The following is a 26,979-nucleotide window of genomic DNA, read 5'->3' as shown; positions in this document are numbered from 1 at the left end:
AACGAGTGGACGAAGGGTGAGGTGCGGGATGGTGGCCGCATCGGGGGCACGAGGGACGATTTGTCGACCGACTCACACGCCCTTGTCGACTTGTCCCCAGGTCGAGAAGCGGACCTGTGGATAACTTCTGTGGATAACGAAGATACGCAGGTAGTACTGGCCGAAAGCCGTCTACGGCCGCCTCAGAACCGGCCGTCCTGGCAGCGCGCCACCCAGTCCGCCGCCGCCATGAACTCCTCGTCCGAGGTCCCCTGCCGGGTCGCCGGAGCCTCGGCCGGCCCGATGTCCGCACGCGGATAGGAGCCGAGGAAGCGCACCTGCAGACAGATCCGCTTCAGGCCCATGAGCGCCTCCGCCATCCGCCGGTCGGAGATATGGCCCTCGGCGTCGATGCAGAAGCAGTAGTTGCCGATGCCGGCGCCGGTCGGCCGGGACTGCAGCAGCATGAGGTTGATGCCGCGCGAGGCGAACTCACCGAGCAGGTCGCGGAGCGCACCGGGGTGGTCGTCGCGCTGCCACAGCACCACCGAGGTCTTGTCGGCACCGGTCGGCGCGGCGGGCCGGGCCGGCCGGCCGACCAGCACGAACCGGGTCTGCGCGGTCTCCGGGAAGTCGTGGATCCCGGTCTCCAGGGCCTCGAGGCCGTACCGCGAGGCGGCGAACTCGCCCGCGAAGGCGGCGTCGTAGCGGCCCTCCTGGACCAGGCGGGCGGCGTCCGCGTTGGAGGCGGCCGACTCCCAGTGCGCGTCCGGGAGGTGCTTGCGCATCCAGTTGCGCACCTGGGGCTGGGCCGCCGGGTGGGCGGAGACCGTCTTGATGTCCGTGAGCGCGGTGCCGGGCCGGACCAGCAGCGCGAAGGTGATCGACAGCAGCACCTCGCGGTAGATCGTCAGCGGTTCGCCCGCGACCAGCTCGTCCAGGGTGGTGGTGATGCCGCCCTCGACGGAGTTCTCGATCGGCACGAACGCGGCCTCGGCCTCGCCGGCCCGCACCGCGTCCAGCGCGGACTGCACCGACACATACGGGACGAGCTCCCGGGTGGCCGACTCCGGGAGCGTCCGGAGGGCCACTTCGGTGAAGGTGCCCTCGGGGCCGAGATACGCATAGCTCGCTGGCATGTCCTCACCCTAATGGCCGTTCGGGAGCCCGTCGTATGCGTCTCAGGAATGCCACTCGACCGAGTGGTTTGAAACCGGGAAATCCACGAAAGGGCCGGTTCCTGCTGATCAGGCCTCCAGCAGTCGCTGCCCCACGTACTCCCCCTCCGCCGCCCCACCCGGCACCGCGAACAGTCCGCTCGCCTCGTGCCGGATGAACTGCGACAACGCGTCGCCGCGGTCGAGCTTGCGCTGCACCGGGACGAAGCCACGCAGCGGGTCGGCCTGCCAGCAGACGAAGAGCAGACCGGCGTCGGGCGTGCCGTCCGCGTCGAAGCCGTCGTGGTAGGAGAAGGGGCGTCGCAGCATGGCCGCACCGCCGTTCTTGTCGGGCCGGGTGATCCGGGCGTGGGCGTTGAGGGGGACGACGTACTCGCCCTTGGCGTCGGTCTTCTCCAGGTCCATCGGGGTCGTCTCGTCGCCTCCGGACAGCGGCGCCCCGTTGGACTTCCGGCGGCCGATGACCGCCTCCTGGGCCGGTACCGACAGCTTCTCCCAGTCGTCGAGGAGCATGCGGATGCGGCGTACGACGGCGTAGGAACCGTTCGCCATCCAGGCCGGCTCGCCCGAGGCGGGCACGAAGATCCGCCGGTTGAAGTCGGGGTCGGCCGGCTTCGGATTGCGGGTGCCGTCCAGCTGACCCATGAGGTTGCGGGCGGTCATGGGGTGCGCGGTGGCGCCCGGGGTGCGGTTGAAGCCGTTCATCTGCCAGCGCAGGCGGGCCGCGCCGCCCGCGTCCTTCTGGATCGCGCGCAGGGCGTGGAAGGCGACCAGGGCGTCGTTCGCGCCGATCTGCACCCACAGGTCGCCGTCGCTGCGCGTCTTGTCGAGGTGGTCGGAGGAGAAGTCCGGCAGCGGGTCCAGTGCGCTCGGCCGCTCCTTGTCCAGACCGGTCCTGCCGAAGAAGGAGTGCCCGAAGCCGAAGGTGAGCGTCAGCGAGCAGGGCCCGGCGTCGCGGGCCACATCGGTGTCGTCGTGCGGCGCGGCCTCGCCCGCCATCAGCCGCTCGGCCGTCGTCGACCAGCGGCGCAGCAGGGCCGCGGCCTCCTTGCGCCCGGCGCCCGCCGCCAGATCGAAGGCGACGAGATGACCGCGCGCCTGGAGCCCCTCGGTGATGCCGGGCTGATGTTTCCCGTGAAACATCGCCCGGTCGGAGCCCACCGAGGTCAGTGGGGTGGCCGGGGCGGGCGCGGCGGCATAGCCCGCGGCCCCGCCGGCCGCGCCGAGCACGAGCCCGGTGGCGCCGGCGGTGCCGAGCAGGGCGCGCCGGGAGATGCCGTGGCTGCCCGCGGACTCGGCCGGCTCGGACACCTCGGCGGCGGTACGGGCCTGAGGGATGGACTGGTCGGGCATGGTGTCGGTCAGCCGATCTGCGCGTTCTTGGAGACGGTCACCTGGTCGATGTCGGAGGTCCGCACGGTGACGGCGATCTTCCAGTCGCCGGCCATGGGGATCTGCACTCCGCTCGCCGACCAGTGGCCGGTGGTGATGTGGTCGGGGGTCACGGGAAGCGGGCCGATCTTCTTCGCCTCCAGGGTGAAGGCCACCTTCACCTCGGGGATGTCGAAGGCCCGGCCGCCCGGCCGCTGGACGTACACATGCATCTCGTTGCCGCCCACGCGCGCGGGGTCGAGGTCGATGCTGACGACGCCCTTGCCGTCCGTGCCGCCGGTGTCGAAGGGCATGTCCAGGGTCAGCGCGCCGTTCGAGGGCGCCGTGGCCGAGGCGGAGGAGGACGAGGAGGCCGCCTTGGCGTCCAGCTCGGTGCGGCCCGGCTCGGTCTGGGTCAGCCAGGTGGTGACGGCAAGCAGCACGACCGCGACACCGGCCTCGGCGAGCACCGTACGGCGCAGCCCGAAGCGGTTCGCGTCGCCGTCCCGCAGCCGCTTCTGCCGGGCGGCGACCATCGCGGCCCGCTGCCGCGCGAGCTGGGCGGCGCGCTGGGAGTCGCCGGAGCCGGTGTGCTTTCCGGGCGCCTTCGCCGCGGTGACGCGCTCCTTCTCGGCCTCCGCGTCGGCATCGACCATGGCGGCGTTGTCGGCGAGCTGCCCCGTCCACCGTCGCGATATCGAGGCGATGCCGATCAGCAGCGCTACCAGCCCGATCTTGACCAGCAGCAACTGCCCGTACCGGGTGTCGGTGAACGCCGACCAGGAGCCCAGCTGCCGCCATGACTGGTAGACACCGGTGGCGACGAGCACGACCACGGAGCCGAAGGCCGACCGGGAGAAGCGGCGGACGGCGGCGGCCTCCACCGGTGTCTCGGCGGGCGCCCGGTACAGGGCGACCAGCAGGGCGGTGAGCCCGCCCAGCCAGGTGGCGACGGCGAGCAGGTGGACGACGTCGACGGGCATGGCGATGCCCGGCTGAAGCCCGACCGAGGCATGCTCGGCCATGGCCCAGCTGCTGGCGAGCCCCGCCGCGACGACCACACCGCCGATGGCGAGCCCGAAGGTCAGATCGCGCTTCTCCTCGCCCTCGTCGCGCTTGGTGAAGGCGCCGAAGAGGACGGCGATGAACAGCGCGGCGGCGGCGAGCAGCAGCAGCCGGGAGACCAGCGCCGCGCCGGTCTTGGTCTGCAGCACCTGGCCCAGCAGACCGAGGTCGAAGACGTCGGCGAACTTCCCGGAGGTGGTGTATGAGCCGCGCAGGAGCAGCAGCCACAGGGTGGCCGCGGTGAGCGTGAGCCAGCCGCCGACGACCAGCCGCTGCAGGGCCCGTACGCCCGCGCCGCGCTGCCAGCAGGCGAGCACGAAGGCCGCGCCGCCGGCGAGCACGATGAACCCGGCGTACGAGGCATAGCGGCCGAACGCGTAGAGAGCGCCCACGGTTCCACCGCCCGCGACCGGCCCGGTGCCGGAGACCACGGTCGGCGAGGGCGCCCCGATGGAGAAGGTGTAGGCGCCGGAGACGGGGTGGCTGTCGGCCGAGACGACCTGGTAGGTCACCGTGTAGGTGCCCTTGCCCAGGCCGCTCTTGAGCTTCACGGCGTACGTCGTACCGCTCAGGTTGCCCGGTGTGCCGGTCTGGACCGGCTTGCCCCGGGGGTCGAGGACGCGCAGGGAGTCGTCGTTCATCGCCACCTTCTCGGAGAAGGTGAGCGACACCTGGCTGGGCGCCTGCTTGACCACCACCCCCTGTGCGGGGTCGCTGCCGGTCAGCGCCGCATGCGCGGAGGCCGGTCCGGCACTCGCGAGCAGTGCGCCGATCACGGCGAGGAGCAGCAGCACCAGGGTGCGCAGGCTGCCCCGGTGTCCCGTGGGGGTGATGGTCCGCGTCACGGTGGTCGGTCCCTCCCTCAGTGGCCGGTCGACGGGTTGTACGTGGCGGACTTCACCGGCATCTCGACGGTGAGGGGCCCGGACCTGGCGAAGGTGAGCTTCACGGCGACCGTCTGGCCCTGCTTCGGCTTGCGCTTCAGCTTCTCGAACATCAGATGGTTGCCGCCGCTTTTGAACACGAGTTGACCATGGGCGGGTATGGCGAAGGAGCTCTTCTCCTGCATGGCGCCGCCCATGGTGCTGTGCATGGTGACCTGGCCGGCGGCGTCACTGGTCACCGCGGTCAGCTCGTCCTCGGCGCCGCCCTTGTTGGTGATCGTCAGAAAGCCGGCGGCCATGTCGGCGGAGACCGGCTGCGGCATGTACGGCCCGCTCACCGACAGTTCGGCCTGGGAAGAGCCGGAGCCGGACGAGCCCGAGCAGCCGGCGAGGGACAGCGCACCGGCGAGTGCGGCGGCCGCGGTCACGAGGGCGGGGCGGCGCCTCACGGAGTCGCCCCCTTGACGAGCTTGGGCAGGTCCTTGGTGTAGTCGTCGACCGTGGCGTCCTCGCCGTAGAGGACGTACCCGCCGTTCGTCTTCGGGGAGAAGGCGATGACCTGGGTGCCGTGGACGGAGACGAGCTTGCCGTTCTTGTCCTTCGTCGTCGGCTCCACGGAGATGCCGACGGAGCGGGCACCGGCCTGGACTGTGGCGAAGTCCCCGGTCAGGCCGATGAACTGCGGGTCGATGCCCTTGAGCCACTTGCCCAGCTCGGCCGGAGTGTCACGGCCGGGGTCGGTGGTGACGAACACGACCCGCAGGTCGTTCTGCTCGGCCTTGGGCAGCGCCTTCTTGGCGACGGCGATGTTGCTCATCGTCGTCGGGCAGATGTCGGGGCAGTGGGTGTAGCCGAAGTACAGCAGGGTCGGGTGGCCCTGGGTCTCCTGGCGGAGGTCGTACTTCTTGCCGTGCGTGTCGGTGAGGACCAGGTCCGGCTTCTGGAAGGGCTGGTCGAGGACGGTGGCGGCCTTGCCCGAGTCGGACTCCTCCGAGACCACGGAGACCGGCGACTTGCCGTCGCTCCCGCCGCCGCAGGCGGAGAGGGTCAGGGCGGCGGCGGCGAGCAGCGCGGCCGCGGCGAACGTCTTCTTGCGCATAGAAAAATGTCCCAGATGTGAGTAATCCGGCGCGCACCGGGGGTCGTACGACAGCCACGACAGCGTCGCACGCGCCGCACGCTCCCCCGGTGCGCGGTCCGGAAGGGCCTAGGCGGTCCGGCGGCGACCGGCGAGGACGCCGTAGGCGACGCCCGCGACGCCGACGACGATGCCGACCACGGCGAGCACGCGCGCGGTGGTGTCGGTGTCGTGGTAGCCGGAGTCGGCGGCGGCCGCGGTCGCGGTCCTGTCGGAGGCGTCCTCGGCGTCCGCCGTGCCGTGGTGGTCGTCGGTCGCGGCGGACAGCTGCAGCACGGGCGCCGGGTTCTCCGGCTCGTCCTGGCCGGCCTGCGGCACCTCGATCCAGCGCACGACCTCCTTGTTGGAGTACGTCTGGACCGCCTTGAAGACGAGCTGGTCGGTGTTCTCGGGCAGGGCGCCGAGGGAGAGCGGGAACTTCTGGAAGTAGCCGGGCCGGATGCCCTTGCCGTCGGCGGCGGTCCAGGTGACCTTGGTGACGGCCTCGTCGATCTTCTCGCCGTGCACGGTCAGCGGCTTGTCCAGCTTGGACTTGGTGACCTGCACGTTCCAGCCGGCGACCGACTCGGGCATGACCGAGGCGAGCGGGTGGTCGGCCGGGAAGCCGACCTCGACCTTGGTGGTCGAGGCGTTGTCGCGCTCGTTGGGGACCTTGAAGTCGACGACCGCGTAACCGCCCTTGGCCGCGGTGCCCTCCGGCTGCACGGAGACGTGTGCGAAGGCGGGGACGGACAGCGCCAGTACGGCCGTGCCCGCGACGGCGCCGGCGGCGAGGGCACGGGAAGCGATACGAGAAGCCTGCATGGCAGGAGCACTCCACTCTGAGAGTTCTGGTGACGAAGAGAGGTACGCGTGCGCGTGGCCGTGCCCTTCGGTGGGTTCACGGTGCGCACGCGCGCGTGCCGCGCGACGGCGGCAGCCCTCTGCTCCGGATCACCGGATCGGTGCAGTGGTGCGCGCGTCGCGTCAGGCGGCGAGACGGAAGCCGGCGGCGGGCGGGCCGCGCCGGATCACCGTGTGCTGGAGCGCGGTGGTATGCGGGTCGGGTGCCTCGTCCCGGGCGGTACGACGGCCGCGCATGAGGGGCTCGGCGGCGGGCAGTCCGGCGCACAGGGCGCGCGCCAGCGCGAGTGCGGCGCGCAGGGATCGTACGAGCGCCCCCTCCGCGACTCCGTGCGCCGACAGGTCGATCAGCCGCAGCAGCGCCAGATCGCCGCGGCGCAGCAGCCAGCCCGCAGCGACGGCCGCGAGGACGTGGCCGAGCAGCATCGGCAGCGAGGGCAGCAGCGCGGCAGAGGCGCCGGTGGCGTCGTACGGGTGGTGCATGCCGCCCATGACCGCCGCGGGCCGGCCCGAACGGTCGACGAGGTGCGCGGCGACCAGCAGGTGGAAGGCGTGCCCCGGGGTCAGGGCGGCCGGGCTCGATCCGCACAGCAGCCGCGTGGCCTGCTCGACCAGCGCGGTGTCGCTGAGCGAGGAGCCCGTCGAGCCGGTGGAGTTCATCGACCCCATCGACCCCGTCGCCGCCCCGCCGGAGACCATGGCGGTGCCGTGCTGGGCCAGCCCGAACAGCGTGTGCAGCGCGGTCTGGCCGAGTGCGAGGAGCGCGGCGATGCCCGGCAGCGAGCGGGCCCGCCCGGCGAGCGGCACCACGAGCAGCAGACAGCCGAGGAAGCCCGCGCCCAGCGTCCACAGGGGCACGCCCGCACAGGAGGCGAGGGTGTGCCCGCACGCGGCCAGCGCGACGCAGACCGCGGCGAACACCGCGGCCCGCAGGATCCGGAGCCCGGCTCCGGGACGCGCCGTGCGTGGGTGGGGGGCAGTCATGGCGGCCTCATCATCGCACTGCGCTCACGGGCCTCCCACGGCAGGGCCGGGAAAACGTCCCTCATACACCGATTCCTCCCTCGGCGCATCGGCTGTATGGGCGGAGTCACGTCGACTGTGTGCTTACGGCCCCCTACGGGCGGCAATACGTATCGGTATGTCGAGCCGCGGCCAGGAGGCTGGAGCATGAGCATCTGGTGGTCACTCCATCTGCGCCGCGAGGCCGCGAGCGTGCCGCTCGCCCGGAGGCTGTTGATCGGCACCATGGAGACGGCGGGCGTCGACCCGGAGGTCTCCTTCGACCTGTCCGTCGCACTGTCGGAGGCCTGCGCGAACGCCGTCGAGCACGGCGGGAACGCGTCGCACGGCGGCGTCTCGGAGGCGTACCGGGTGACCGCGTATCTCGACGGCGAGAAGTGCCGTATCGAAGTGGCCGATTCCGGACCGGGGTTCTCCCGTGCCCAGGAGATCCGGCCCGCCCGCGCGGACGCCGAGCACGGTCGCGGCCTGTGTCTCATCCGGGAACTCGCCGACCACGTCCACATCGGCGCCAAGCCCGGCCGGGGCGGCACGGTGGTCAGCTTCGACAAGATCCTCAAATGGACCAAGGATCCCTCGCTGCTGACGGCATAGTGAGGGCATGGAGATCGAGAGCGGCGACATAGCGGCCGGGGTCACGCTGCGGCTTCTGACCCGGACCGACGCGGGTGCGCTGAGCGCGGCCTACGTGGACAACCGTGATCATCTGCGGCCGTGGGAGCCGCGCCGGCCCGAGTCCTTCTTCACCGAGGCGGGGCAGCGGGAGCGGATCGACGGGCTGCTGCGGGTGTTCTCCGAGGGCCGGGCGGTTCCCCTCGTGTTCCAGGCGGCGGACGGGCGGATCGTCGGGACGATCACCCTGACCGGGATCGTCCAGGGGCCCTTCCGCAGTTCCTCCCTCGGTTACTGGGTGGCCGCCGACCAGCAGAAGCGCGGTCTGGCCACGGCCGCGGTGGAGCGGGTCTGCCGGATCGCGCGCGACACGGTGGGGCTGCACCGGATCGAGGCCTCCACGCTGCTCGGGAACACCGGCTCGCAGCGGGTGCTGACGAAATGCGGGTTCGAACCGATCGGCATGGCCCCGAAGTACCTGCACATCGACGGGCAGTGGCGGGACTGCCGGCTGTTCCAGCGGATCCTGCACGACCACGATCCCGCCTTGTGAGGCGCTGGTGAGGGGCCCCTCTCAGGCGTCCAGCACCTTCGCCAGCACCTCCAGCGCCTCCGGATACACCCGCTCGCGGGGCGTGCCGTAGCCGACGACCAGGCCCTGCGGCCGGCCCTCGCGCCCGCCGGGTACCTGCCAGTGGTCGCCGAGGGCGCCGAGCGCTAGGCCCTCCGCCTCCGCGCGGGCCAGCACCTCCGCCTCGTCGGGCACGTCGATCAGCGCGTGCAGACCGGCCGCGATCCCGTGCACGCTCCGGCCCGCGCCCAGCCGGTGCAGCAACTGGTCCCGGCGGCGCCGGTAGCGCAGCCGGCACGCGCGCACGTGCCGGTCGTAGGCGTGGCTGTCGATCAGCTCGGCGAGCGCCAGCTGGCCGATGGTCTCGGTGTGGTGGTCACTGTGCAGCTTGGCGTCGGCGACCGCGTCGACCAGGTGCGGCGGCAGCACCATCCAGCCGAGGCGGAGCGCGGGGCCGAGCGTCTTGGAGGCGGTGCCGAGATACACCACCTGGCCGGGTGCCATGCCCTGCAACGCGCCCACCGGCTGGCGGTCGTAGCGGAACTCCCCGTCGTAGTCGTCCTCGACGATCAGCCCGCCACGCGCGCGTGCCCAGTCGCCGAGCGCCCGCCGCCGCTCCGGGTGCAGGGTCACCCCGGTCGGGTACTGGTGCGCCGGTGTGACCACCACGGCGGCGGCCTCGCCGAGGTCCTCGGGGCGCACCCCGCGCGCGTCGACCGGCGCCGGCAGGACCGTTCCGCCACCCCGCCGCACGACCTCCCGGTGGAACGGCAGCCCGGGGTCCTCCATGGCGACGGCGGCGCCGTCCAGCACGCGCGTGAGCAGCGCGAGACCCTGGACGTACCCGGAGGTGATCACGATCCGCTCCGGCGGCGCCAGCACCCCGCGCGCCCGGCCCAGATAGCCGGAGAGCGCCGTGCGCAGCTCGATCCGGCCGCGCGGGTCGCCGTAGTCGTACGCCAGTGAGGGCGCCGTCGCTATGGCCCGGCGCAGCGCGCGCAGCCAGGCCGCCGCCGGGAACGCGCCGACGTCCGGGCTGCCGGGGCGCAGATCGAAACGCGGGGCACGCGTGCGTGCCGCCGTGCCGGGCTCCGCCGAGGCGACGGGCGGCAGTTCGGCGACCCGGGTGCCCGAGCCCTGGCGCGCCGTCAGATATCCCTCGGCCACGAGCTGGTCGTAGGCGGCCTTGGCGGTGCCGCGTGAGATGCCGAGCTCGGTGGCGAGCCGCCGGGTGGCCGGCAACCGGGTCCCGGGCACGAGCCGCCCGTCCCGTACGGCGTCCCGCAGGGCCCGCTCCAGTCCGATCCGGCGCCCGTCCGCCGAGTCCGGCTCCAGATGCAGATCGACACCGACACCGGACCAGAAGTCGTTCACGAGAACCTTCCCCCCCAGGCACGCGAATGGCCGGGCACCTTCCCGGTCCCCGGCCATTGAAACGCAGATCAGCCCTTGAGCGCGGCCATCCACGCCTCGACCTCGTCGCTGCGGCGCGGCAGGCCCGCCGAGAGGTTCCTGTTGCCGTCCTCGGTGACGAGGATGTCGTCCTCGATGCGGACGCCGATGCCCCGGTACTCCTCCGGCACGGTCAGGTCGTCGGCCTGGAAGTACAGTCCCGGCTCGACGGTGAGCACCATGCCCGGCTCCAGCGTGCCGTCCACGTACGTCTCGGTGCGCGCGGCGGCGCAGTCGTGGACGTCCATGCCGAGCATGTGGCCGGTGCCGTGCAGGGTCCAGCGGCGCTGCAGGCCGAGCTCCAGGACGCGCTCGACCGGGCCCTCGACCAGGCCCCACTCGACGAGCCTCTCGGCGAGCACGCGCTGGGCGGCGTCGTGGAAGTCCCGGTACTTGGCGCCCGGCTTGACCGCCGCGATACCGGCCTCCTGGGCCTCGTACACGGCGTCGTAGATCTTCTTCTGGATCTCGCTGTACGTGCCGTTGACCGGCAGCGTGCGCGTGACGTCGGCGGTGTACAGCGTGTGGGTCTCCACGCCCGCGTCCAGCAGGAGCAGGTCGCCGGAGCGGACCGGGCCGTCGTTGCGGACCCAGTGCAGGGTGCAGGCGTGCGGGCCGGAGGCGCAGATGGAGCCGTAGCCGACGTCGTTGCCCTCCACGCGCGCGCGGAGGAAGAACGTGCCCTCGATGTAGCGCTCGCTCGTGGCCTCGGCCTTGTCGAGGACCTTCACCACGTCCTCGAAGCCGCGGACCGTGGAGTCGACGGCCTTCTGCAGCTCGCCGATCTCGAACTCGTCCTTGACCAGCCGGGCCTCGGACAGGAAGACGCGCAGCTCCTCGTCCCGCTCGGCGGTGACCTTGTCGGTCAGCGCGGCCTCGATGCCGGCGTCGTAGCCGCGCACCACGCGCACCGGGCCGGTGGCCTCGCGCAGCTTGCCGGCCAGCTCGCGCACATCGGCGGCCGGGATGCCGTACAGCGCCTCGGACTCGGCGAGCGAGTGGCGGCGGCCGACCCACAGCTCGCCCTGGCCGGAGAGCCAGAACTCGCCGTTCTCGCGGTCGGAGCGGGGCAGGAGGTAGATCGTCTCCTCGTGGCCGCCGTCCTTCGGCTCCAGGACGAGGACGCCGTCCTCGGTCTGGTTGCCGGTGAGGTACGCGTACTCGACGCAGGAGCGGAAGGGGTACTCGGTGTCGTTCGAGCGGGTCTTCAGGTTGCCCGCCGGGATCACCAGGCGCTCGCCCGGGAAGCGGGCGGAGAGCGCGGCGCGGCGGCGGGCGGTCTCGGCGGCCTGCGGGATCGGCTCCAGGTCACGCAGCTCCGTGTCGGCCCAGCCGGACTTCATGTTCTCGGCCAGCTCGTCGGAGACGCCCGGGTACAGGCCGTTCTTCCGCTGCTTGATGGGCTCCTCGGACTCAGTCTCCGGGGTCTCCGGGTTGAGCTCGTCGGACACGTGTTCCTCCTCGGTACGGCGTGTGATCTCCCCCGGCGGCCCGCGCTGCTCGCGATCGTGTCGGAGCGGGGGCCTCCATCATCGTACGTTCGTACCGTGGGCGGACCCGGGTCGGATGACCTGTTATGCCCGGTCATGCATTCCGGTGCTCGGTCGAAGCGACAGCGGGTCGGTGCTGGGTCGAGGCGGGCTGTCGGCTGCGGGGTGGTGGTCTGTGGAAGTGGGGCGTCGGTTGCGGGGTGGTGGTCGGTCGTAGCGGGCCGGCCGCTGCGGGGTGGTGGTCTGTGGAAGTGGGGCGTCGGTTGCGGGGTGGTGGTCGGTCGTAGCGGGCCGGCCGCAGCGGGGTGGTGGTCTGTGGAAGCGGGCTGGCCGCAGCGGGGTGGTGCTCAGTCGAAGCGGGCCGCCAGCAGCACCACGTCCTCCTCGCTGTCGGCCGCGTCCAGGCCGTCCGGCAGGACCGTGCGCAGGACGTGGTCGGCGATGGCGCCGGGGTCCTGGCGCAGCGCGCGCGGGGTGCTCGCGGCGGCCGCGTGCAGGTGGGCGAAGGCGCGGTCCATCGGGTCGCCGGTACGGTGCAGCAGCCCGTCGGTGTAGAGCAGGACCGTCTCCCCGGCCTCCGCCTCGATCTCGACGCTCGGCGCCTCCCAGCAGGCGAGCATGCCGAGCGGAGCGGAGACGGAGGTCTCGGCGAACTCGGTGCGCCGCTCGCCGATCAGCAGCGGCGGGCTGTGTCCGGCGCCGGCCAGGGTGATCTTGCCCAGGGCGGGCTCGCAGTAGGCGAACAGCGCGGTGGCCGAGCGGGCGGGCTCGGTCAGCCGCAGCAGCAGCTCCAGGTCGGACAGGACGGCGACCGGGTCCTCGCCCTCCATCACGGCGTACGCGCGCAAGCTGGCGCGCAGCCGGCCCATCGCGGCCACGGCGCTCGGGCCGGAGCCGGTGACCGAGCCGACGGACAGGCCGAGCGCGGCCTCCGGCAGCGGCAGTGCGTCGTACCAGTCACCCCCGCCGCGCGGGCCGGTGCGGTGCCGGGCGGCGAGCTGGACGCCTGGGACGCGGGGCAGCCGGGTGGGGAGCAGTTCCTCCGTGATGGTCGCCATGTGCGCGCGGGCGCGTTCCACCTCCAGCAGCCGGGCGAGGTGCTCGGTGGCATGCCGGACGTAGAGGCCGGCGAGGTGGCGCTGCCGCTCGTGGGGTTCGGCCGGTTCGTCGTAGAACCAGACGGCGGCGCCGAGGCGGCCGGCGGCCTCGCTCGCGAGGGGCAGGGCGTAGCTGGCGGCGTAGCCGAGGCGGGCGGCCACCTCACGGTGCCGTGGGTCGAGGCCGGCCTCGGCGAGCAGGTCGGGATGGACGATCTCGGCGGCCGTGCCGGTGTCGTACGGCAGCGCGCCGCGTGGGACGGTCTCCATGTGGCCGAGGTCGGCGCGGCCGAGGCCGAGGCCGAGGGTGGTGCGGGGGCCGAGTCCGTCGTCGGGTTCCAGGGCGACCAGGCCACGTCGGGCGCCGACGAGGGCGGCTCCGGCGCGCAGGAGTTCGTGGAGGGCCGGTTCCAGTGCGTTCGTACGGGACAGACGCTCGGTGAGTTCGTGGAGGGTCGTCAGGTCCGAGACCCAGCCGGCCAGCCGGTCCTGGAGGAGGGTGCCGGGCGCGGGGGTGTTCGGCGCGGGGACGGGAGCGGGGTCGGGGGAGGGACCGGGGCCGGCGGCGGGGGGAGTGGGCGCGACAGTGTGTGCGGGCGTCGGAACCGTTGGATCGATTCCAGCCACTTTCGGAGGGTGCGGGGCGTTCATGGCGTCCGGCTCTCGGACCGGTGCGTATTGCTGAAAAGCATCGCGAACCCCCATGGCATTCTGCGCCGCTAGCAGTGTCTCCACATGTACACGCACTCGTAAGGGGATGTCCAGCATTGTCCTGCAGGGATTCCTGGTGTCCATGAGCCGTACGAGGTTTCCCCTGAACCCCTTGCCTTACCGCCAAGTTGGCTGAAAACTGCACCAGGTATCGGTCCATTGCGGTCGACTGGCCTTGCTCCACGGAGCGTCACAGCGGTCGTGATGGGTACGTACTCGGTGAAGGCCAGGGGTGGTTGGGGGCCACCCGGAACCTGGCGACGGACCCGGGCGTCATAACCACCGACGGCCGAGCCCCATCCTCCCGCGGCGGAGGCGGAGAGAACCACGCGCGACGGCAAAACGCCATACTTCGCCACCCCCGCGCCGCACCCGCGCTTTTGTCAGACGCACTATGTACGCGGACGCGGCCCATGCTCGACCCCTTGGGGTTCCCCCTGCCGTGCGCAGGGGTGTGATGCGCCAACAGGTACGCACAGTGAAGTGATCGACACATGGTGTGATGTGGACCACGGTGTTGCCAGCGGTGCAACGGAAAGGAACGAGCGCTCATGCGCGAGATCCTCGGAAGGCGACGCAGGCTCCTGTCCAGGCGGAACGACGGGAGGCCCGGGCGGAACGACGAGAGGCCTGAGCTGATCGGCGCGGCCCTGACCTTCGCGACCGAGTGGCAGTGGCCGGTGCTCCCGGGCGTGGCCCCGGACCCGCAGGGCCGGGCCCGCTGCGCCTGCCCCGACCCCGAGTGCACAGTGCCCGGTGCGCACCCCTTCGATCCCGGCCTGCTCGCCGCCACGACCGACGCCCGGATGGTGCGCTGGTGGTGGACCAACCGGCCGAGCGCGCCGGTCGTCCTGGCCACCGGGGGCAAGGCGCCCTGCGCGGTCAGCCTGCCGGCGCTCGCCGCCTCCCGCGCCCTCGCCCTGCTCGACCGGCGGGGCATGCGCCTCGGCCCGGTGATCGCCTCCCCGACCCGCTGGGCGCTGCTGGTGAAGCCGTACTCCATGGAGCAGTTGGGTGAACTGCTCTACGCCAAGGACTTCGTCCCCGGCTCGCTGCGCTTCCACGGCGAGGGCGGCTATCTCGCCCTGCCCCCGTCCGAGACCGGCCAGGGCGCCGTCCGCTGGGAGCGCGCACCGCTGCCGGGTTCGGCCGCGCCCTGGGTGCCCGACGTGGAGGCCGTGGTGGACGCCGTGGTCGACGCCCTCACTCGTACGGGTGTGAGCGCGCCCGAGTTGTAGGGGTGTCGGGCGCGGGCAGGGCCGCGAGCCCCGCCGGCTCGTTATGTTCCGCACATGCTGCGAAATTCTGGGGGACAGGGCACTCGGTTCTCCGGGAGGCCTTCCGGGCGGCACGGCCGCCGATCGGCACGGGGCGCGGCGCGGCCGGCGCGGGCGGCGGGTGCGCCATCGCCGGGTGCGCCGTCGGCGGACGTACGGCCGACCGGTGTGCGGCCGGCAGGTGTGTGGCCGGCGAGTGTGCGGCTGGCAGGTGTGCGGTCGGCGGGTGTGCTGCTGGTGGGCGTGCGCCGACCGGACTCTCGAACGCTGCGGATGCTCGCGCTCGTGGCCGCCGTGACGGCCGCGGTCGTGCTGCCGCTGGCCGCGGCGTCCGCGGGACAGGTGGGCAAGGCGGTCCGGCACGTGGTGGCCGGGAAGGCATCGGACGCCGTACGGGCCTCAGGGCGGCAGGACGCTTCAGGGAGCGACGGGGACTCAGGCCGGCCTGACGAGGGCTCCGGGCACGAGGACGGCAAGCTGTCCTCGCTCGACGGGGCCCCTCGGCTGCTCGGGCTGGGCCTGGCCACCGCCACGCGGTGCGGCCCCCAGCTCACCTCCCCCGACGGCATCGAGGCGCAGACCTGTGTGCTGGCCGAGGGCACCGACACCTGGGCCCGCACCTACTACCGCAACTCCTCCGGAAAGTCGCTGGACTCCGCGCTCAGTCTGATGGGTCCGGGCGGCCACAGCCTGGAGACGCGCTGTGTCACCGGCGTCGACGACGAGCCCGCCACCTGCGAGACACCCCGTGAGCACAGCCGGGGCGGCATGGACGCCTACACGGCCGTCACCGAGTTCGCCGCGCACGGGGCCGACGGTGCGCTGCTGCTGCGCTCGGGCAGCAACTCGGCGGACGCCGACGGCAACTCCCCCTCCGTCGACGGGAGTTGACGCTCCACAGCGTGCCGTACACCGTACGCGGACATGGAAAGACCCGGTTGCTGGCGACGGGGGATGCACCAGCAACCGGGCTACTGGAACGGTAACAAGAGATCGGCGGTTCGCAAATTCCCTCTGGGGCATTCGGCCACCGATTTCCCTGTCGCCAAGGGCGAGTTGTGACAGGAGTCACCTGTTCCGCAGGCCGTGCGCGCGCCTTACCAACCGTTCAGTCCTCGGACGCGCGCGACGGCGTCAGCTGAGCGTGACCTGCCGGTTGGTCAGGCCGCCGCGCGCCCGGCGCTCGTCCGGCGTGAGCGGCTCGGTGGCGGCCAGGGCGGCGGCGAGCCGCTCGGCGAACTCGGCGGCCGGCTTCTCCACGTCGTCCGCCGTGACCCCGCTCGGCAGGTCCCAGACCGGCACGGTGAGACCGTGAGCACGGAAGGAGCCCACGAGCCGGGTGCCCTCGCCGAGGTGGGAACGGCCCGCCGCGTGCAGCCGCGCGAGAGCGTCCAGAAGCTGCTCCTCCGGATGCGGCATCACCCAGCGCAGATGGTTCTTCTCCGGGGTCTCGCACCAGTACGCGGCGTCCACCCCGCTCAGCCTCGCCGTCGGGATGGCGGCGGCGTTGGCCCGCTCCAGGGAGGCGGTCACCTCGGGCGTGGCGTTCTCCGCGTCCGGCACCCAGAACTCGAAGCCGCTCTGCACCTCCGGCTCGAACGGTGCCTGTAGGTCGAGCAGATCCTGCAGCCGCGGACCGCCGGCCGGGGCGCGGCGGCCCTGCACCGGGGTGCCGGGCGCGGCCTGGAGGGCGCGCTGGAGGGTGTCGGCGAGGTCGCGGCTGAGGTCACCCGACGCCGTGTCGTTCTGCAGGCCGAGCAGGATCGACCCGTCGTCTCGGCGCAGCGCGGGCCAGGCCATCGGCAGCACCGTGGCCAGCGTGACCGACGGGACGTCCTTGGGCAGGCCGTCCTTGAGGGTCAGCTCGACCGTCGCCGCCGGCACCAGCTCGCGCAGCGCCACCCAGTCGCACTCGCCGGGCAGCCCCTCGAACGGGCGGTGCACCAGCTCGGTCGCCGCGTGCGCCGCGGCCCGGCCGTGGCACGCCTTGTAGCGCCGGCCGCTGCCGCAGGGGCAGGGCTCGCGGGCGCCGACAACCGGGACCTCCGCATCGCTGAGCTGCGGCCGCTCGGCCTTCGTCTGGGGTCGCTTCTTGGCCATCGTGGGTGTCTCCCGGTTACGGCTCTTCTCGTACGGCGGGAGCCTAGCCGTTCAGGCCATGACCGGCTGGAACCTGTGGACAACGCACGCCCGCTCGACTCCAACGGTGTGAACCTGTGGACAACTTCGGGGCGTCCTGCGGCGTGGCCGAGGTCTTGCCGACGGGGGGGCGACGGCTGGTCCGGCCCACGCCTGCCGGTGCGGTCCACTCCTGTCGGTATGGCCCTCGACGGCAGGTACGGGCGCGCGACGGCACGTATGGGCGCGCGATGGCAGGTACGGTCCACGACTGCCGGTACGGTCCATGACTGCCGGCGCTGGAACTGGGCCTTCGTCCGACAGTCCGGGGCCTCACGTTCCGTCCGCGGGGCCAGGATCCCGGCCTCCGTCCGCCTGTGCGGCTCTCGGCCTCCGTCCGCCCAGGCAGGCTCGCTGCCTCCGTCCACCGGTGCAGCCCCAGGGTTCCCTCCGCCGGCCAGGTCAACGGCTGTGTCCGTCGGCGGGGCGACCAGCGCGTGGCTCTGGTCCTCGATCTCCGTCGGCTCCAGTTCCGTGCCCGCGTCCGCCGGCCGGTGTCAGTCACTGCGTGACTCAGGCGCTCGATCACGCCGCCGACTCAGCTGCTCGGGATGTCCATCAGCCCAGGCCTTCGTGCCGTGTCCGTCGGTCCCGGGTCCTCGATCGTGTCCAGCAGTCCGGACCCCTCGACCGTGTCCATCAGCCCAGGCCCTCGTGCCGTGTCCGTCAGTCCAAGTCCTCGAACGCGTCCGCGAAGTCCAGGTCGGGCAGGTGCGGGATCGCGGGGGAGGTGACGCGCGTAGCGAGACCGTTTCGGTGGCACCCGGCATCGGGATCGTGGACGTCCCTGTGGACCACTACCCAGACCGTCACCTCGCCGTGGATGTCGTCCCGTACGCCCCAGTCGTCGGCGAGCGCCGTGATGATGTTCAGCCCGCGGCCGCCGTGCGCGGTCACCGACGGGGTGGCCGGCGCCGGGCGGGTCGGACCGCCGCCGTCCGTCACCTCGACGATGAGCCGACCCCGCCCGTCGACCCGCCACGCGGCGCGCACATCGCCGTCGCCGGCCGGCGCGTCGCCCAGGGGCCGCCCGTGTTTGCAGGCATTGCTCAGCAGTTCGGAAAGGATCAGTACGGCATCGTCGATGACCGATTCGGACACGCCACCGCTGCGCAACTGCGAACGCATCCGGTGTCTCGCCTTCCCCACGCCCGCAGGGCCATGGGGTACGGCCATGCTCGACGACGTGGGCACCTCCTGTGCCACCACCAACGCCACCCCCGAGACCTCCTTTGCCCCACGCCACGGTGTGGATGCCCCATTGGCCTGTACCGGAAACCGGCCAATCCCCTTCCGGTGACGCATTCGCAACAGCTCTGCACGGAACGAACGCGCCGGAGCACTCCTTGTGACGAAGGTCTTTCCCGTGGTCGTCGCATGGCTGGATTTCATTGGTGTGGCCGAGACGGGAGAATTCAGCAGCCGCACAGCGGGGTCAAGGGACGGGCACAGCTCCTTACCGGCCTCTTGAGGTCACACCCGTCCCAAGTGACGCAGGACCGCGTGCGGGCGGTTGGTGATGACGGCGTCGATGCCCAGCTCCACGCAGAGATCGACGTCCTCGGGCTCGTTCACGGTCCACACGTGCACCCGGTGACCGGCCCGCTGCAGTCGCTCCACATAGGCGGGGTTGTTGCGCACGATACGGATCGAGGGTCCCGCGATCCGCACGCCCGCGGGCAGCCGTCCGTCGCGCAGCCGCGGTGTGAGGAACTGCACAAGGTAGACCGTCGGCAGCGTCGGCGCGGCGGCACGCACGCGGTGCAGCGAGCGCGCCGAGAAGCTCATGATCCGGACCTGGGACTCGGCGGCGGAGGTCGGGGCGTCCAGGCCGAACCGCTTCAGCAGCGTCAGCAGCCGCTCCTCGACCTGGCCGGCCCAGCGCGTGGGGTGCTTGGTCTCGATGGCCAGCTCCACCCGCCGTCCGGCGTCCGCGACCAGCTCCAGCAGCCGCTCCAGGGTGAGTACCGAGGTCTCCTCGCGGTCCTCCGGCCGGTGTTCCCAGTCGGGTTCCTCGACCCGTCCGTGCCAGCTCTCGCGCGTCTTCCAGGAACCGAAGTCGAGGGCGGCGAGATCGGCCAGTTCCAGCGCGGAGACGGCGCCGCGGCCGTTGGAGGTCCGGTTCACGCGCCGGTCGTGGACGCAGACCAGATGGCCGTCGGCGGTCAGCCGTACGTCGCACTCGAGGGCGTCGGCGCCGTCCTCGATCGCCTTCTTGTAGGCGGCCAGGGTGTGTTCGGGCGCGTCCTCGGAGGCGCCCCGGTGGGCGACGACCTGGACGGAGCGCTGTAGTGCTTGGGTCACCGCGTCATGGTGCCACCGTCCGGGGGTGCGCGGGGCGGCTCGGGAGGCACAAGGTGCCCGTTTATGTAACTTTTGCCGGTAAGGCACCATATAAAGACTGGTCGGAGAACCACAGCCACCGCTTATGGTGCTCTGACGGCCCGTGGGAAAAGCTGACTGCATACAAACGGAACCAGTGAAGACTGACCACAACACCATGCACAGCTGCCGAGCGTGACCGAGTGCGACCGAACACAACAGCCGTGGACCGAGGAGAAGAGCTGTGAGCACCGAGAACGAGGGCAACGAGGTACCCCAGGCCCCGTCCGCACCTCCTGTGCCGGTGGCCTCTCCCGCCACATCCCCGCAGGGCGCTCCCGGGGGGAACGAGCCGACGGCTCCCCTCCCGCCAGTACCCCAGGAGTCTCCCGCCGTGGCCGAACCCCGGCCAGGCGGGCCCGCCGCGCACCCTTCCGCCCTGCACGCCTCCGGCCCGTCTGCCCCTGGTTCGGCCCCCGACGGCTCCTGGCCGCCTCCGCCGCCCGCCAACCCGCCCTACGGCGAGGGCGCGTCCTACGGTGACGGCGGTGCCGGTGCCGCCGACGGCTTCGGTGGAGCGGGCGGCGCCGGCGGCTGGGGAGCGTCGTACCAGCAGCCCGCCCCCAAGCCGCGCAGCGGGCGCGGCGGTCTGGTGGCCGCCGTCCTGGTGGCGGCGCTGGTCGCGGGTGGCCTGGGCGGCGGCCTCGGCTACACCCTGGCCAAGGACAACGACAACAGCGGCTCCACCACCGTCTCCGCCTCCGACAACGGCGCCACCCAGGTCAAGCGCGCGCCCGGCACAATCGCCAACGTGGCCGCCAGGGCGCTGCCCAGCACCGTCACCATCGAGGCCGAGAGCACCAACGGCGAGGGCGGCACGGGCACCGGGTTCGTCTTCGACACGCAGGGCCACATCGTCACCAACAACCACGTGGTGGCGGACGCGCTCGACGGCGGCAAGCTGACCGCGACGTTCCCGAACGGCAGGAAGTACGACGCCGAGGTCGTGGGCCACGCCCAGGGCTACGACGTGGCGGTCATCAAGCTCAAGAACCCCCCGTCCGACCTCAAGCCCCTCGCCCTCGGCGACTCCGACAAGGTGGCCGTGGGCGACGAGACGATCGCCATCGGCGCGCCCTTCGGCCTGTCCAACACGGTGACGACCGGCATCATCAGCGCCAAGAACCGTCCGGTGGCCTCCAGTGACGGCAGCTCCACCAGCAAGGCGTCGTACATGAGCGCGCTGCAGACCGACGCGTCGATCAACCCGGGCAACTCCGGCGGCCCGCTGCTGGACGCCGCCGGCGCGGTCATCGGCATCAACTCGGCGATCCAGTCGACCGGCAGCGGCGGCTTCGGCTCCGGCCAGTCCGGCTCGATCGGCCTGGGCTTCGCCATCCCGATCAACCAGGCCAAGTACGTCGCCCAGCAGCTGATCAAGACCGGCAAGCCGGTGTACGCCAAGATCGGCGCCGCCGTCTCGCTGGAGGACTCCACCGGCGGCGCGAAGATCACCGACCAGGGCGCGGGCGGCTCTGCCGCGGTCGAGTCCGGCGGCCCCGCCGAGAAGGCCGGCCTCAAGCCGGGTGACGTGATCACCAAGCTGGACGACATGGTGATCGACAGCGGCCCGACCCTGATCGGCGAGATCTGGACCCACAAGCCCGGCGACAAGGTCACGATCACCTACAAGCGCGGCGGCCAGGAACACACGACCGACCTGACCCTGGGCTCCCGCGTCGGCGACAACTGAAGCCCGACGACCGCACGCACGCGTGGGGGCGCCTCTCACCAGAGCGGCGCCCCTCGCCGCGCCGGGCCACGCGCGCCGGCTCGGACGCCGATCACCTGTCACCACGCGGCCACCCTGGGTTCCGTACCGGCCCCCGGGGCTCCGCAACGGACCACACCACCCGCCGGACGTTCGATCCCGGTACGCTGTACCCGCTCCGTCCCAGGTGGGCGCGAGCGAGGTGGGTTGCCCGAGCGGCCTAAGGGAACGGTCTTGAAAACCGTCGTGGCGCGAGTCACCGTGGGTTCAAATCCCACACCCACCGCACGCAGGTCAGCTTAGGTGCTGGTCAGAAGGGGTGCCCCGGTCTCCGGAGCACCCCTTTCACGTTCGACCTGTCTCACCCTTTCTCGGGGGTATCCCAGCGTTGACCAGTACGTATGGGCCATCTGTGGGCCAGGATCAGGCCCCGTCGCCCTCATCGAGCGCGCGGGAGATCAGGTCGTTGGAGTGCTCCTGGCCACCCTTCAGGATCTTTGCGTAGAAGCGGTACAGCACTGCGATGCTGTGGCCGGCACGCGCGGCGACCTCGGCGGGGTCCACCCCGGATTTGATCCAGAGGGAGACGCCGGCATGGCGGAGTGAGTACGGCACGGCGGCGAGCTCCGATTTCACCTCACGGGGCGACAGCACCGCCTTCCGCGCTCTCTCCCAGACGTCGCAGTACTCGGTGGAGGGGACGCGCCCACCCCGCGCAGCCCGGAACAATCGGCCGTCGTCAGCCGTGCCGTATCGGGCGATGTGCTCACGGAGCAGATGCACGAGAACAGGCGGGATGGGCACGGTCCGCGTCGCACCGCGCTTACGCCTCTTAAGGCCGCGCTTCTCGTAAGACGTGCCGTCGTCCGTCCACCCGCCGCCCACTTCGGGACGGCTCTCTCCGAGCAGCAGTTCGCCCCAGTCCTTCACGGATTCACGTGAATTGGGTGGCAGGGTGCAGTCCGATTCCGTGAGTGCGACGATCTCACCCGGGCGCATGGCTGCGTAGTAAAGGCAACCGAAGAACGCGTGCAGGTGCTGCCCGCGCGGCCCAGAATCGCGGACGGCTCCGAGCAGGGACCTTGCCAGACGCGGGTCCGGTACGTACCGGAAGTCGATTTCGTCATCGCTCTCAGGCGGCGTCCAGTCCACACGGGGAAGCGGATTGGCCGCGAGTAGCCCTTTCTCCTCGACCGTGTAGCGCAGCACGTTGCTCAGGACCATGCGCTTGCGTCGGGCAGTGTTCTCGGCGGCCTTCCCTCCGTCCAGACGGAGCGAGATGGCTTCCAGGGCTGGACGGAGAAGGGCGGGATCCTCCAAGTCCTTGACCTTGATCGAGTGAGCAGAGACCCATTCCAGCGCGGCGAGGATTTCAGCGGGGGGCTCCTCGGCAAGGTGGCGCGGTACCCACGCCCCTTCCGGCCCACGAACTGCTCGGAACGCCCACTGGTAGAGAGCGGCGCGCAGTACCGCGGGGCGGGGTGCTCCCCGCTTGCTGGTGACGAGCGCGGGCGTCACCACGGCCAGCGATTCAGCGATGCTCGCTCGGTGCTTCGCGGCGGCGCGCGGCCACTTCATGAGTACGTACTCCGTCACGTGGTCGTACCAGGTTGGAGAGGTGAGCGCCATCAACTCACGTGCAGGCAGGCCGGTTTCCTCGTCGAATTGCTGCCGCTCTCGCAAAGCGGCCATCAACTCTGCCCGCCGCCCGTCCGCTTGCGGCTTGAGCTTGAAGCTCCGCGAATGCGGCCGCTCGCCCACTCGCCACCGCAGTTCCCACGGCTTCGGGCGGTCCGCGCGCTTGCGGATGGACCAGATATCGACGTCGTACGTAAGCATGTCTCTCCAGGCAGAACGAGGGGCCCGCGCTGAGCGCGGGCCCCGGTGAAGCGGTCTGATTTATGCGGCTTGCTGCTCGCAGCGCTCCCACCACGCGTCGAGGTCGGCGCGGCTGACGCGGACCTGGCCGTTGGGGAGCTTGCGGAGTCGGGGGGCTTGGCCGCGGGCGCGCATGCGGTAGAAGGCGGCACGACTCATGCCGATCTCGTCGAGGACTTCGGGGAGTTTGAGCATCTGGGGGCGTGCCACGGTCGACTCCTTGGAGGCTTCGGTCATGACGGGCTGTTGACCCGACGGGGCTCGCGGCTGTCCGAGGTGCGGATTTCTGCGTCATTGCGTCATCGGCGTCATCTGTGCTTCTGACCTGCGATTTTCCGTGACGCGGTGATTGGGGTGTGCGTCATCGGCCCGTCACGGGGTCCGTCATCGGATGACGCAGATGACGCAGGATGACGCAGCGACTGGAGTCTGCGTCATGGCTTTCGCCGCAGGTCAGGGGCTGCTTTTTGGCCCGTGTGACGCAGATGACGCAGCGTCTTCCCTCTTAGGACAAAAGAGGGGGTGGGTGTCTGTTGTGGTGCGCGCCTTACAGCGTGAAGAAGGAGCCGCTGCGCGGCGCGTCCTTGGGGCGGCGCGTTGCGCCGAACAGCAAGAGGAGCACGCCCGGCCGGTGGTGCTCTTCTTGCTTGTCCGGGCGGGCGCGGTCGCAGGTCAGTGCAGCCGGGGCTGCTCGTGTGGGGGCGGGGCGGCCAGGCGGGTCATTTCGAGGTAGCGGCCCGCGCTGGTGCGCCCCGAGTCGATGAGGACGCCACGGGCGGCCAGGGTCGGCTGGAGGCGCTTGAGCCGGTCGGAGAGGACTTTGCCCGTGGTCGGCCACCCCTTCGGCAGGGGCCGCACCTCATCACTGCTGTAGAGGGCGCTGAGGAGGTGGAGCCACTCGGTGGACGTCATCCGCTGGTCCGCGCCCGGGGCGATCGTGTCGGCGTGCCTGAGGACGGTCTGCGCGAGCAGATCGCCCTCGATCACGTCGTCGTTCAGGTCGTCCAGACTGGCCCGGTACGCGGTGAGCGCCCCGAGCCCGGTCGCGACATCGAGCTGCGCGCACAGGTGGGCGAAGTCCGCCATTCGCAGGTCAGTCGGCGTCTCCGCCTCGGCCGCGCGGACCTTCACCGTGAGGTCCAGGAGCGAGCCGAGAACGACTGGCAGAACCTCCGCGTACTCCGCCCAGAGCTCCGCTTCGGTGCGACGGACTTTCGGTCGCTCCAGACGCAGCGGCAGGAGCCGTTCTGCCAGGTCGGGCCGGATGACGCCGACGTCGATACCGGTCAGGAGCAGGGGGCGGCGGAAGCCGACGCGGAACACGTCCCCGTCCGTGAAGAGAGCGCGCTTGACGTTCTCGCCTCCGGTGACGATGCAGCACATGGCGTCGGACAGGTCCGGCGTCATGTGGGACAGGTTGTCCAGCGCGGTGACCCACCCGGCCGCGACCGCCGCGAGCAGGTTCTCCTCATCCTTCGGCGCGCGGCGCAGGTCACCGCTCATGCCTTCCACGATCCGCACGAGCATGCGCCCGCCGGTGGACTTGCCCGCTCCCTGCGGCCCGGTGAGGAACGGCGCGGGCACGGGAACGGAGGGACCGAGGCAGCCGATCAGCCAGGCGATGGCCAGGCACTCGGTCTCCGCGTTGGCGAAGTTGCACAGCCTCATCAACAGGTCGATGCCCTTGCCGTTGGTGTCCTTGGCCGGCAGGGGAAGTTCCCCAGTGAGCTGCGTGCGTCGCCAGCACACCTCACGCGGGTCGGGAACGGCGATCTCCCAGCCGGTGGGGTGGATACGCACGGACTGCCCGTCATCGCGCCCCAGGTCCAGCCACGTCGCCCCGTCAAAACCCGGGGCAACGCGGATATGGACGGACTGCACGTCCTCACTCAGCGCCAGCGCCTCGATCAGGTCCAACGCCTCCTTGAGCGCGGTCCCGTTGAACACGCCGTACCCGTCCTTGAACAGGCCGACCATGAGTTCCTGCCGATGGCTGCCCGTGGTGCCCTGGGAGCGCATCGGGCGGGCCACGGGGTGGCCGTTCCTTTGCGCGTACACGGTGCCGTCGGCGGTGCGGAAGTACCTGAAGTGAGCCCGGGCGTAGTCGGTGATGACTTCGCGAGCGGGGTTCTTCTCGTCGTCAGCCATGCTCACAGTCCCAACCTGGTACGGGCGTTGGTCCATGCGTCGGTGCAGTGCCGGGTGGTTTCGCCCTTGGCCTGCGCGGCGGTGAACAGGCGCGCGACATGAGCGTCGGTGAGGCAGCCGCACCGGCCGTGCGTGGAGAGCACGGCCAGGAACGTGCGGTAGACGGTTGTGTGCACCGCCTCGCTCGCCCCGGTGATGCGCTGCTCTGCCATCGCGATGCCCCGTTCCAGGAAGGCGGGCGTGCGGTGACGGCACTCACCGCCATCGGCCGGCGCGGGCGCCGTGGCGGTCGGGAGCGCGGGCCCGACGGGGGCGGGCTTGCTCGCAGCCAGTGCGCGCACGGCGTCCGGCAGGGTGGTCATGGTGCCGGTGCCGAACCCGAGCCAGCGGGCGTAGGCCATGGTCGACTTGATGTCCACGCCTGGACGGACCGCGTTCGCGGACTGCATGGCCCCGAGGTATAGCCAGTGCTCACCCCGGGTGGTGGGCACGGTCTGCGTGGCGGGCAGGTTTTTGCGGGCCCATGCGATGGCGTCGGCGTTGTCGAGGTCCACGACCGTTAGCCCGGCCCCGCCCGGGTGGTAGGCAACCGCGCTCGCACGCATCCATGCGCGGCGCCACGGGCCGGAGCTGATGACGTCCGGGTCGGTGGTCGCGGCGGCCCATGCGTGGCAGGGTCCGGGGCAGGCGCACGGCCCCGGGCTCTTCATGTTCGGCCGCCCACCACACGCGTTGTCCGCGCAGCGGCGGCAGTTGCCGAATGGGACCTTCCCCGCTCGTAACGGCATTGCGGGCACGCCGGAGGCTGCCAGGGCCAATGCGGTACGCAGGTGCTCTCCCCGAGAGGGGGGCTGTTGGGTCATGCTGGAGTCCTCCACAGCTCTGTTGTGGGCAGGTGGACAAGGGCGGCCCCGCGGCTTTGGCGAGACGACGGGGGCCGCCCTTGGCGTAGCTAGTACTGGTCGCGGGCGTCGCAGAAGTCGCAGTCGCAGTCGTCGTCGTGGGGGCAGTCGCAGCCGCACGGGTGCCGCAGACCGACGCAGTAGCACTGGCACATGCCATCCCCGCACGGCTCTTCCTCCGGCTCGTCATCCACCCGGCAACCGAGGGGAGCCAGGGCGGAGTGCACGGCGTCCAGGGCTTGCGACAGGTGCATGGCGCGGCTGATGGCGATGCGGGTGGCCTGCACGGCCCGTGATGCGGCCTGATCGGGATCGGCGCCGTCATCGACGGTGAGCCGGTCGGCCTGATGCGCGTCGGTCACGGGCTGGATGGCCTGGGTGATGGCCTGCGGAAGCATGCGGGACAGGTGGGCGAGCGTTCCGATGAGGGTGTAGGCGTCACCGGGGTACTGCCACCCCTCGCCCGGCGTACGAGTGGTGTGGTTGATGCCGCGGATCGCCTCGGCGGCCTGGTCGGCCAGGGCGGCGGCCTTCATGGTCTCGGTACTCATGGCAGGCTCCTGTCAGTTGTGCAAGTGGGTGTGGGAGCGGGCGAACGCGCCCCGGGTGTGGGTGGTGACGTGGGTGTTCTTGGTGACCGGCCCGGTGTAGACGGCGCGGGAGACGGAGCGCCTGGCGCGGGAGAACGCGGCGCCGATGGACAGTGCCGCGAACGCGATGCCGGAGAAGAGGACGCCCATGCAGACGACGCCGGTGACGCTCATGGAGGCGAATCCCTTCAGCACGAGCCAGATGCCGCAGCCGATGCCGGTGGTGCCGGCGCCGATGCCGATGGAGGCGACCGCGGTTCCGGCGGCCCAGGCGGGCACGATCCGGCGGTCGTCCTGCCAGGCCGGCGGCGCGTCCCCGACGCTCGGGGGCTCGGTGTCGTCGCGGTAGGACGTCAGGATCGGCGTCGGGGGCGGGGTGGGCCGGTAGACGTCGTCGATGATGCGGCGGGCTTCGGCGTTGGCCGCCTCGTCGCTCATGCGCGGCCACCAGTCGGCCGGGGTGTTGGTCTCACTCACAGCAGGTGCCTCCTTCCAGTGG

At 71.5% G+C, this 26,979-nt stretch carries 24 protein-coding genes and 1 tRNA gene; 6 read left to right on the top strand and 19 right to left on the bottom strand.

What is annotated here, in order from left to right; all coding sequences use genetic code 11:
* Window positions 1-182 precede the first annotated feature (182 nt).
* The 7 genes from pheA to ACFYOH_RS08845 all read right to left on the bottom strand — a co-directional run bounded on the left by pheA (window position 183) and on the right by ACFYOH_RS08845 (window position 7,442).
* Window positions 183-1,118 carry a prephenate dehydratase gene (pheA, locus tag ACFYOH_RS08875; protein ID WP_388622624.1) on the bottom strand — a complete coding sequence of 312 codons (936 nt, stop codon included), beginning with the start codon at window positions 1,116-1,118 and terminating at the stop codon, window positions 183-185.
* 108 nt (window positions 1,119-1,226) lie between these two features.
* Entirely contained in the window at window positions 1,227-2,510 is a 1,284-nt protein-coding gene (gene efeB / locus ACFYOH_RS08870; protein WP_388622622.1) for an iron uptake transporter deferrochelatase/peroxidase subunit, read from the bottom strand.
* A gap of 8 nt (window positions 2,511-2,518) precedes the next feature.
* On the bottom strand, window positions 2,519-4,438 hold the full coding sequence (locus tag ACFYOH_RS08865; protein WP_388622619.1) for a copper resistance CopC/CopD family protein: 1,920 nt from the start codon (window positions 4,436-4,438) through the stop codon (window positions 2,519-2,521).
* Between the two features lie 17 nt (window positions 4,439-4,455).
* Window positions 4,456-4,926, bottom strand: a complete 471-nt coding sequence (locus ACFYOH_RS08860) for a copper chaperone PCu(A)C (protein ID WP_388622617.1) — start codon at window positions 4,924-4,926, stop codon at window positions 4,456-4,458.
* Window positions 4,923-5,576, bottom strand: coding sequence for an SCO family protein (locus tag ACFYOH_RS08855; RefSeq protein WP_388622614.1), 654 nt, complete (start codon window positions 5,574-5,576; stop codon window positions 4,923-4,925). Before ACFYOH_RS08855 ends, ACFYOH_RS08860 begins: the two co-directional genes overlap by 4 nt.
* 108 nt (window positions 5,577-5,684) lie before the next feature.
* The gene (locus ACFYOH_RS08850) at window positions 5,685-6,419 is read right to left on the bottom strand and encodes a YcnI family protein (protein ID WP_388622612.1); all 735 of its coding nucleotides are present in this window, start codon (window positions 6,417-6,419) and stop codon (window positions 5,685-5,687) included.
* A 162-nt stretch (window positions 6,420-6,581) separates the two neighbouring features.
* Window positions 6,582-7,442, bottom strand: a complete 861-nt coding sequence (locus ACFYOH_RS08845; RefSeq protein ID WP_388622609.1) for a hypothetical protein — start codon at window positions 7,440-7,442, stop codon at window positions 6,582-6,584.
* Between the two features lie 186 nt (window positions 7,443-7,628).
* On the opposite strand from ACFYOH_RS08845, the gene ACFYOH_RS08840 reads away from it, so the two are divergent.
* Both ACFYOH_RS08840 and ACFYOH_RS08835 read left to right on the top strand, forming a co-directional pair.
* Window positions 7,629-8,075: an ATP-binding protein gene (locus tag ACFYOH_RS08840; RefSeq protein WP_388622606.1), complete on the top strand. Its 447-nt coding sequence runs from the start codon at window positions 7,629-7,631 to the stop codon at window positions 8,073-8,075.
* Between the two features lie 7 nt (window positions 8,076-8,082).
* Window positions 8,083-8,646 (top strand): GNAT family N-acetyltransferase, encoded by a 564-nt coding sequence (locus ACFYOH_RS08835; RefSeq protein ID WP_388622604.1) that lies wholly within the window; start codon window positions 8,083-8,085, stop codon window positions 8,644-8,646.
* A gap of 21 nt (window positions 8,647-8,667) precedes the next feature.
* Here ACFYOH_RS08835 and ACFYOH_RS08830 read toward each other — a convergent pair whose 3' ends face one another.
* The 3 genes from ACFYOH_RS08830 to ACFYOH_RS08820 form a co-directional block, all read right to left on the bottom strand.
* Window positions 8,668-10,038: a PLP-dependent aminotransferase family protein gene (locus tag ACFYOH_RS08830; protein ID WP_388622601.1), complete on the bottom strand. Its 1,371-nt coding sequence runs from the start codon at window positions 10,036-10,038 to the stop codon at window positions 8,668-8,670.
* A gap of 68 nt (window positions 10,039-10,106) precedes the next feature.
* The gene (locus ACFYOH_RS08825) at window positions 10,107-11,567 is read right to left on the bottom strand and encodes an aminopeptidase P family protein (protein ID WP_388622598.1); all 1,461 of its coding nucleotides are present in this window, start codon (window positions 11,565-11,567) and stop codon (window positions 10,107-10,109) included.
* A gap of 386 nt (window positions 11,568-11,953) precedes the next feature.
* Entirely contained in the window at window positions 11,954-13,471 is a 1,518-nt protein-coding gene (locus ACFYOH_RS08820) for a PP2C family protein-serine/threonine phosphatase (protein WP_388622595.1), read from the bottom strand.
* A 494-nt stretch (window positions 13,472-13,965) separates the two neighbouring features.
* Here ACFYOH_RS08820 and ACFYOH_RS08815 point away from each other — a divergent pair, with 494 nt between their 5' ends.
* A complete protein-coding gene (locus tag ACFYOH_RS08815; RefSeq protein WP_388622592.1) occupies window positions 13,966-14,652 on the top strand; it encodes a bifunctional DNA primase/polymerase in 687 nt (228 codons plus the stop codon).
* A 312-nt stretch (window positions 14,653-14,964) separates the two neighbouring features.
* A complete protein-coding gene (locus ACFYOH_RS08810) occupies window positions 14,965-15,582 on the top strand; it encodes a hypothetical protein (protein WP_388623831.1) in 618 nt (205 codons plus the stop codon).
* Window positions 15,583-15,825: 243 nt separating this feature from the next.
* Here ACFYOH_RS08810 and ACFYOH_RS08805 read toward each other — a convergent pair whose 3' ends face one another.
* The 3 genes from ACFYOH_RS08805 to ACFYOH_RS08795 form a co-directional block, all read right to left on the bottom strand.
* A complete protein-coding gene (locus tag ACFYOH_RS08805; RefSeq protein ID WP_388622591.1) occupies window positions 15,826-16,791 on the bottom strand; it encodes a DUF5926 family protein in 966 nt (321 codons plus the stop codon).
* 744 nt (window positions 16,792-17,535) lie between these two features.
* The gene (locus ACFYOH_RS08800; RefSeq protein WP_388623828.1) at window positions 17,536-18,174 is read right to left on the bottom strand and encodes an ATP-binding protein; all 639 of its coding nucleotides are present in this window, start codon (window positions 18,172-18,174) and stop codon (window positions 17,536-17,538) included.
* Between the two features lie 168 nt (window positions 18,175-18,342).
* Window positions 18,343-19,173, bottom strand: a complete 831-nt coding sequence (locus ACFYOH_RS08795; RefSeq protein WP_388622588.1) for a glycerophosphodiester phosphodiesterase — start codon at window positions 19,171-19,173, stop codon at window positions 18,343-18,345.
* 262 nt (window positions 19,174-19,435) lie between these two features.
* On the opposite strand from ACFYOH_RS08795, the gene ACFYOH_RS08790 reads away from it, so the two are divergent.
* Window positions 19,436-20,944, top strand: coding sequence for a trypsin-like peptidase domain-containing protein (locus ACFYOH_RS08790; RefSeq protein WP_388622587.1), 1,509 nt, complete (start codon window positions 19,436-19,438; stop codon window positions 20,942-20,944).
* Window positions 20,945-21,163: 219 nt separating this feature from the next.
* Window positions 21,164-21,248: transfer RNA gene (locus tag ACFYOH_RS08785), tRNA-Ser, on the top strand.
* Between the two features lie 137 nt (window positions 21,249-21,385).
* Here ACFYOH_RS08785 and ACFYOH_RS08780 read toward each other — a convergent pair.
* From ACFYOH_RS08780 to ACFYOH_RS08755, 6 genes are all read right to left on the bottom strand, one after another.
* A complete protein-coding gene (locus ACFYOH_RS08780) occupies window positions 21,386-22,801 on the bottom strand; it encodes a tyrosine-type recombinase/integrase (protein ID WP_388622585.1) in 1,416 nt (471 codons plus the stop codon).
* Window positions 22,802-22,861: 60 nt separating this feature from the next.
* Window positions 22,862-23,050, bottom strand: a complete 189-nt coding sequence (locus tag ACFYOH_RS08775; RefSeq protein WP_385314315.1) for a helix-turn-helix transcriptional regulator — start codon at window positions 23,048-23,050, stop codon at window positions 22,862-22,864.
* 462 nt (window positions 23,051-23,512) lie between these two features.
* A complete protein-coding gene (locus tag ACFYOH_RS08770) occupies window positions 23,513-24,988 on the bottom strand; it encodes an ATP-binding protein (protein ID WP_388622583.1) in 1,476 nt (491 codons plus the stop codon).
* A 2-nt stretch (window positions 24,989-24,990) separates the two neighbouring features.
* The gene (locus tag ACFYOH_RS08765; protein WP_388622582.1) at window positions 24,991-25,851 is read right to left on the bottom strand and encodes a DNA primase; all 861 of its coding nucleotides are present in this window, start codon (window positions 25,849-25,851) and stop codon (window positions 24,991-24,993) included.
* Between the two features lie 89 nt (window positions 25,852-25,940).
* A complete protein-coding gene (locus ACFYOH_RS08760; RefSeq protein WP_388622580.1) occupies window positions 25,941-26,441 on the bottom strand; it encodes a hypothetical protein in 501 nt (166 codons plus the stop codon).
* 12 nt (window positions 26,442-26,453) lie between these two features.
* On the bottom strand, window positions 26,454-26,957 hold the full coding sequence (locus ACFYOH_RS08755; RefSeq protein ID WP_388622578.1) for a hypothetical protein: 504 nt from the start codon (window positions 26,955-26,957) through the stop codon (window positions 26,454-26,456).
* Window positions 26,958-26,979: the final 22 nt, after the last annotated feature.

Source organism: Streptomyces sp. NPDC007856 (assembly GCF_042868225.1).
GTDB lineage: Bacteria > Actinomycetota > Actinomycetes > Streptomycetales > Streptomycetaceae > Streptomyces.
Note: the sequence above shows the minus strand (reverse complement) of the source record. Positions and strands in the feature narration are given on the sequence as shown.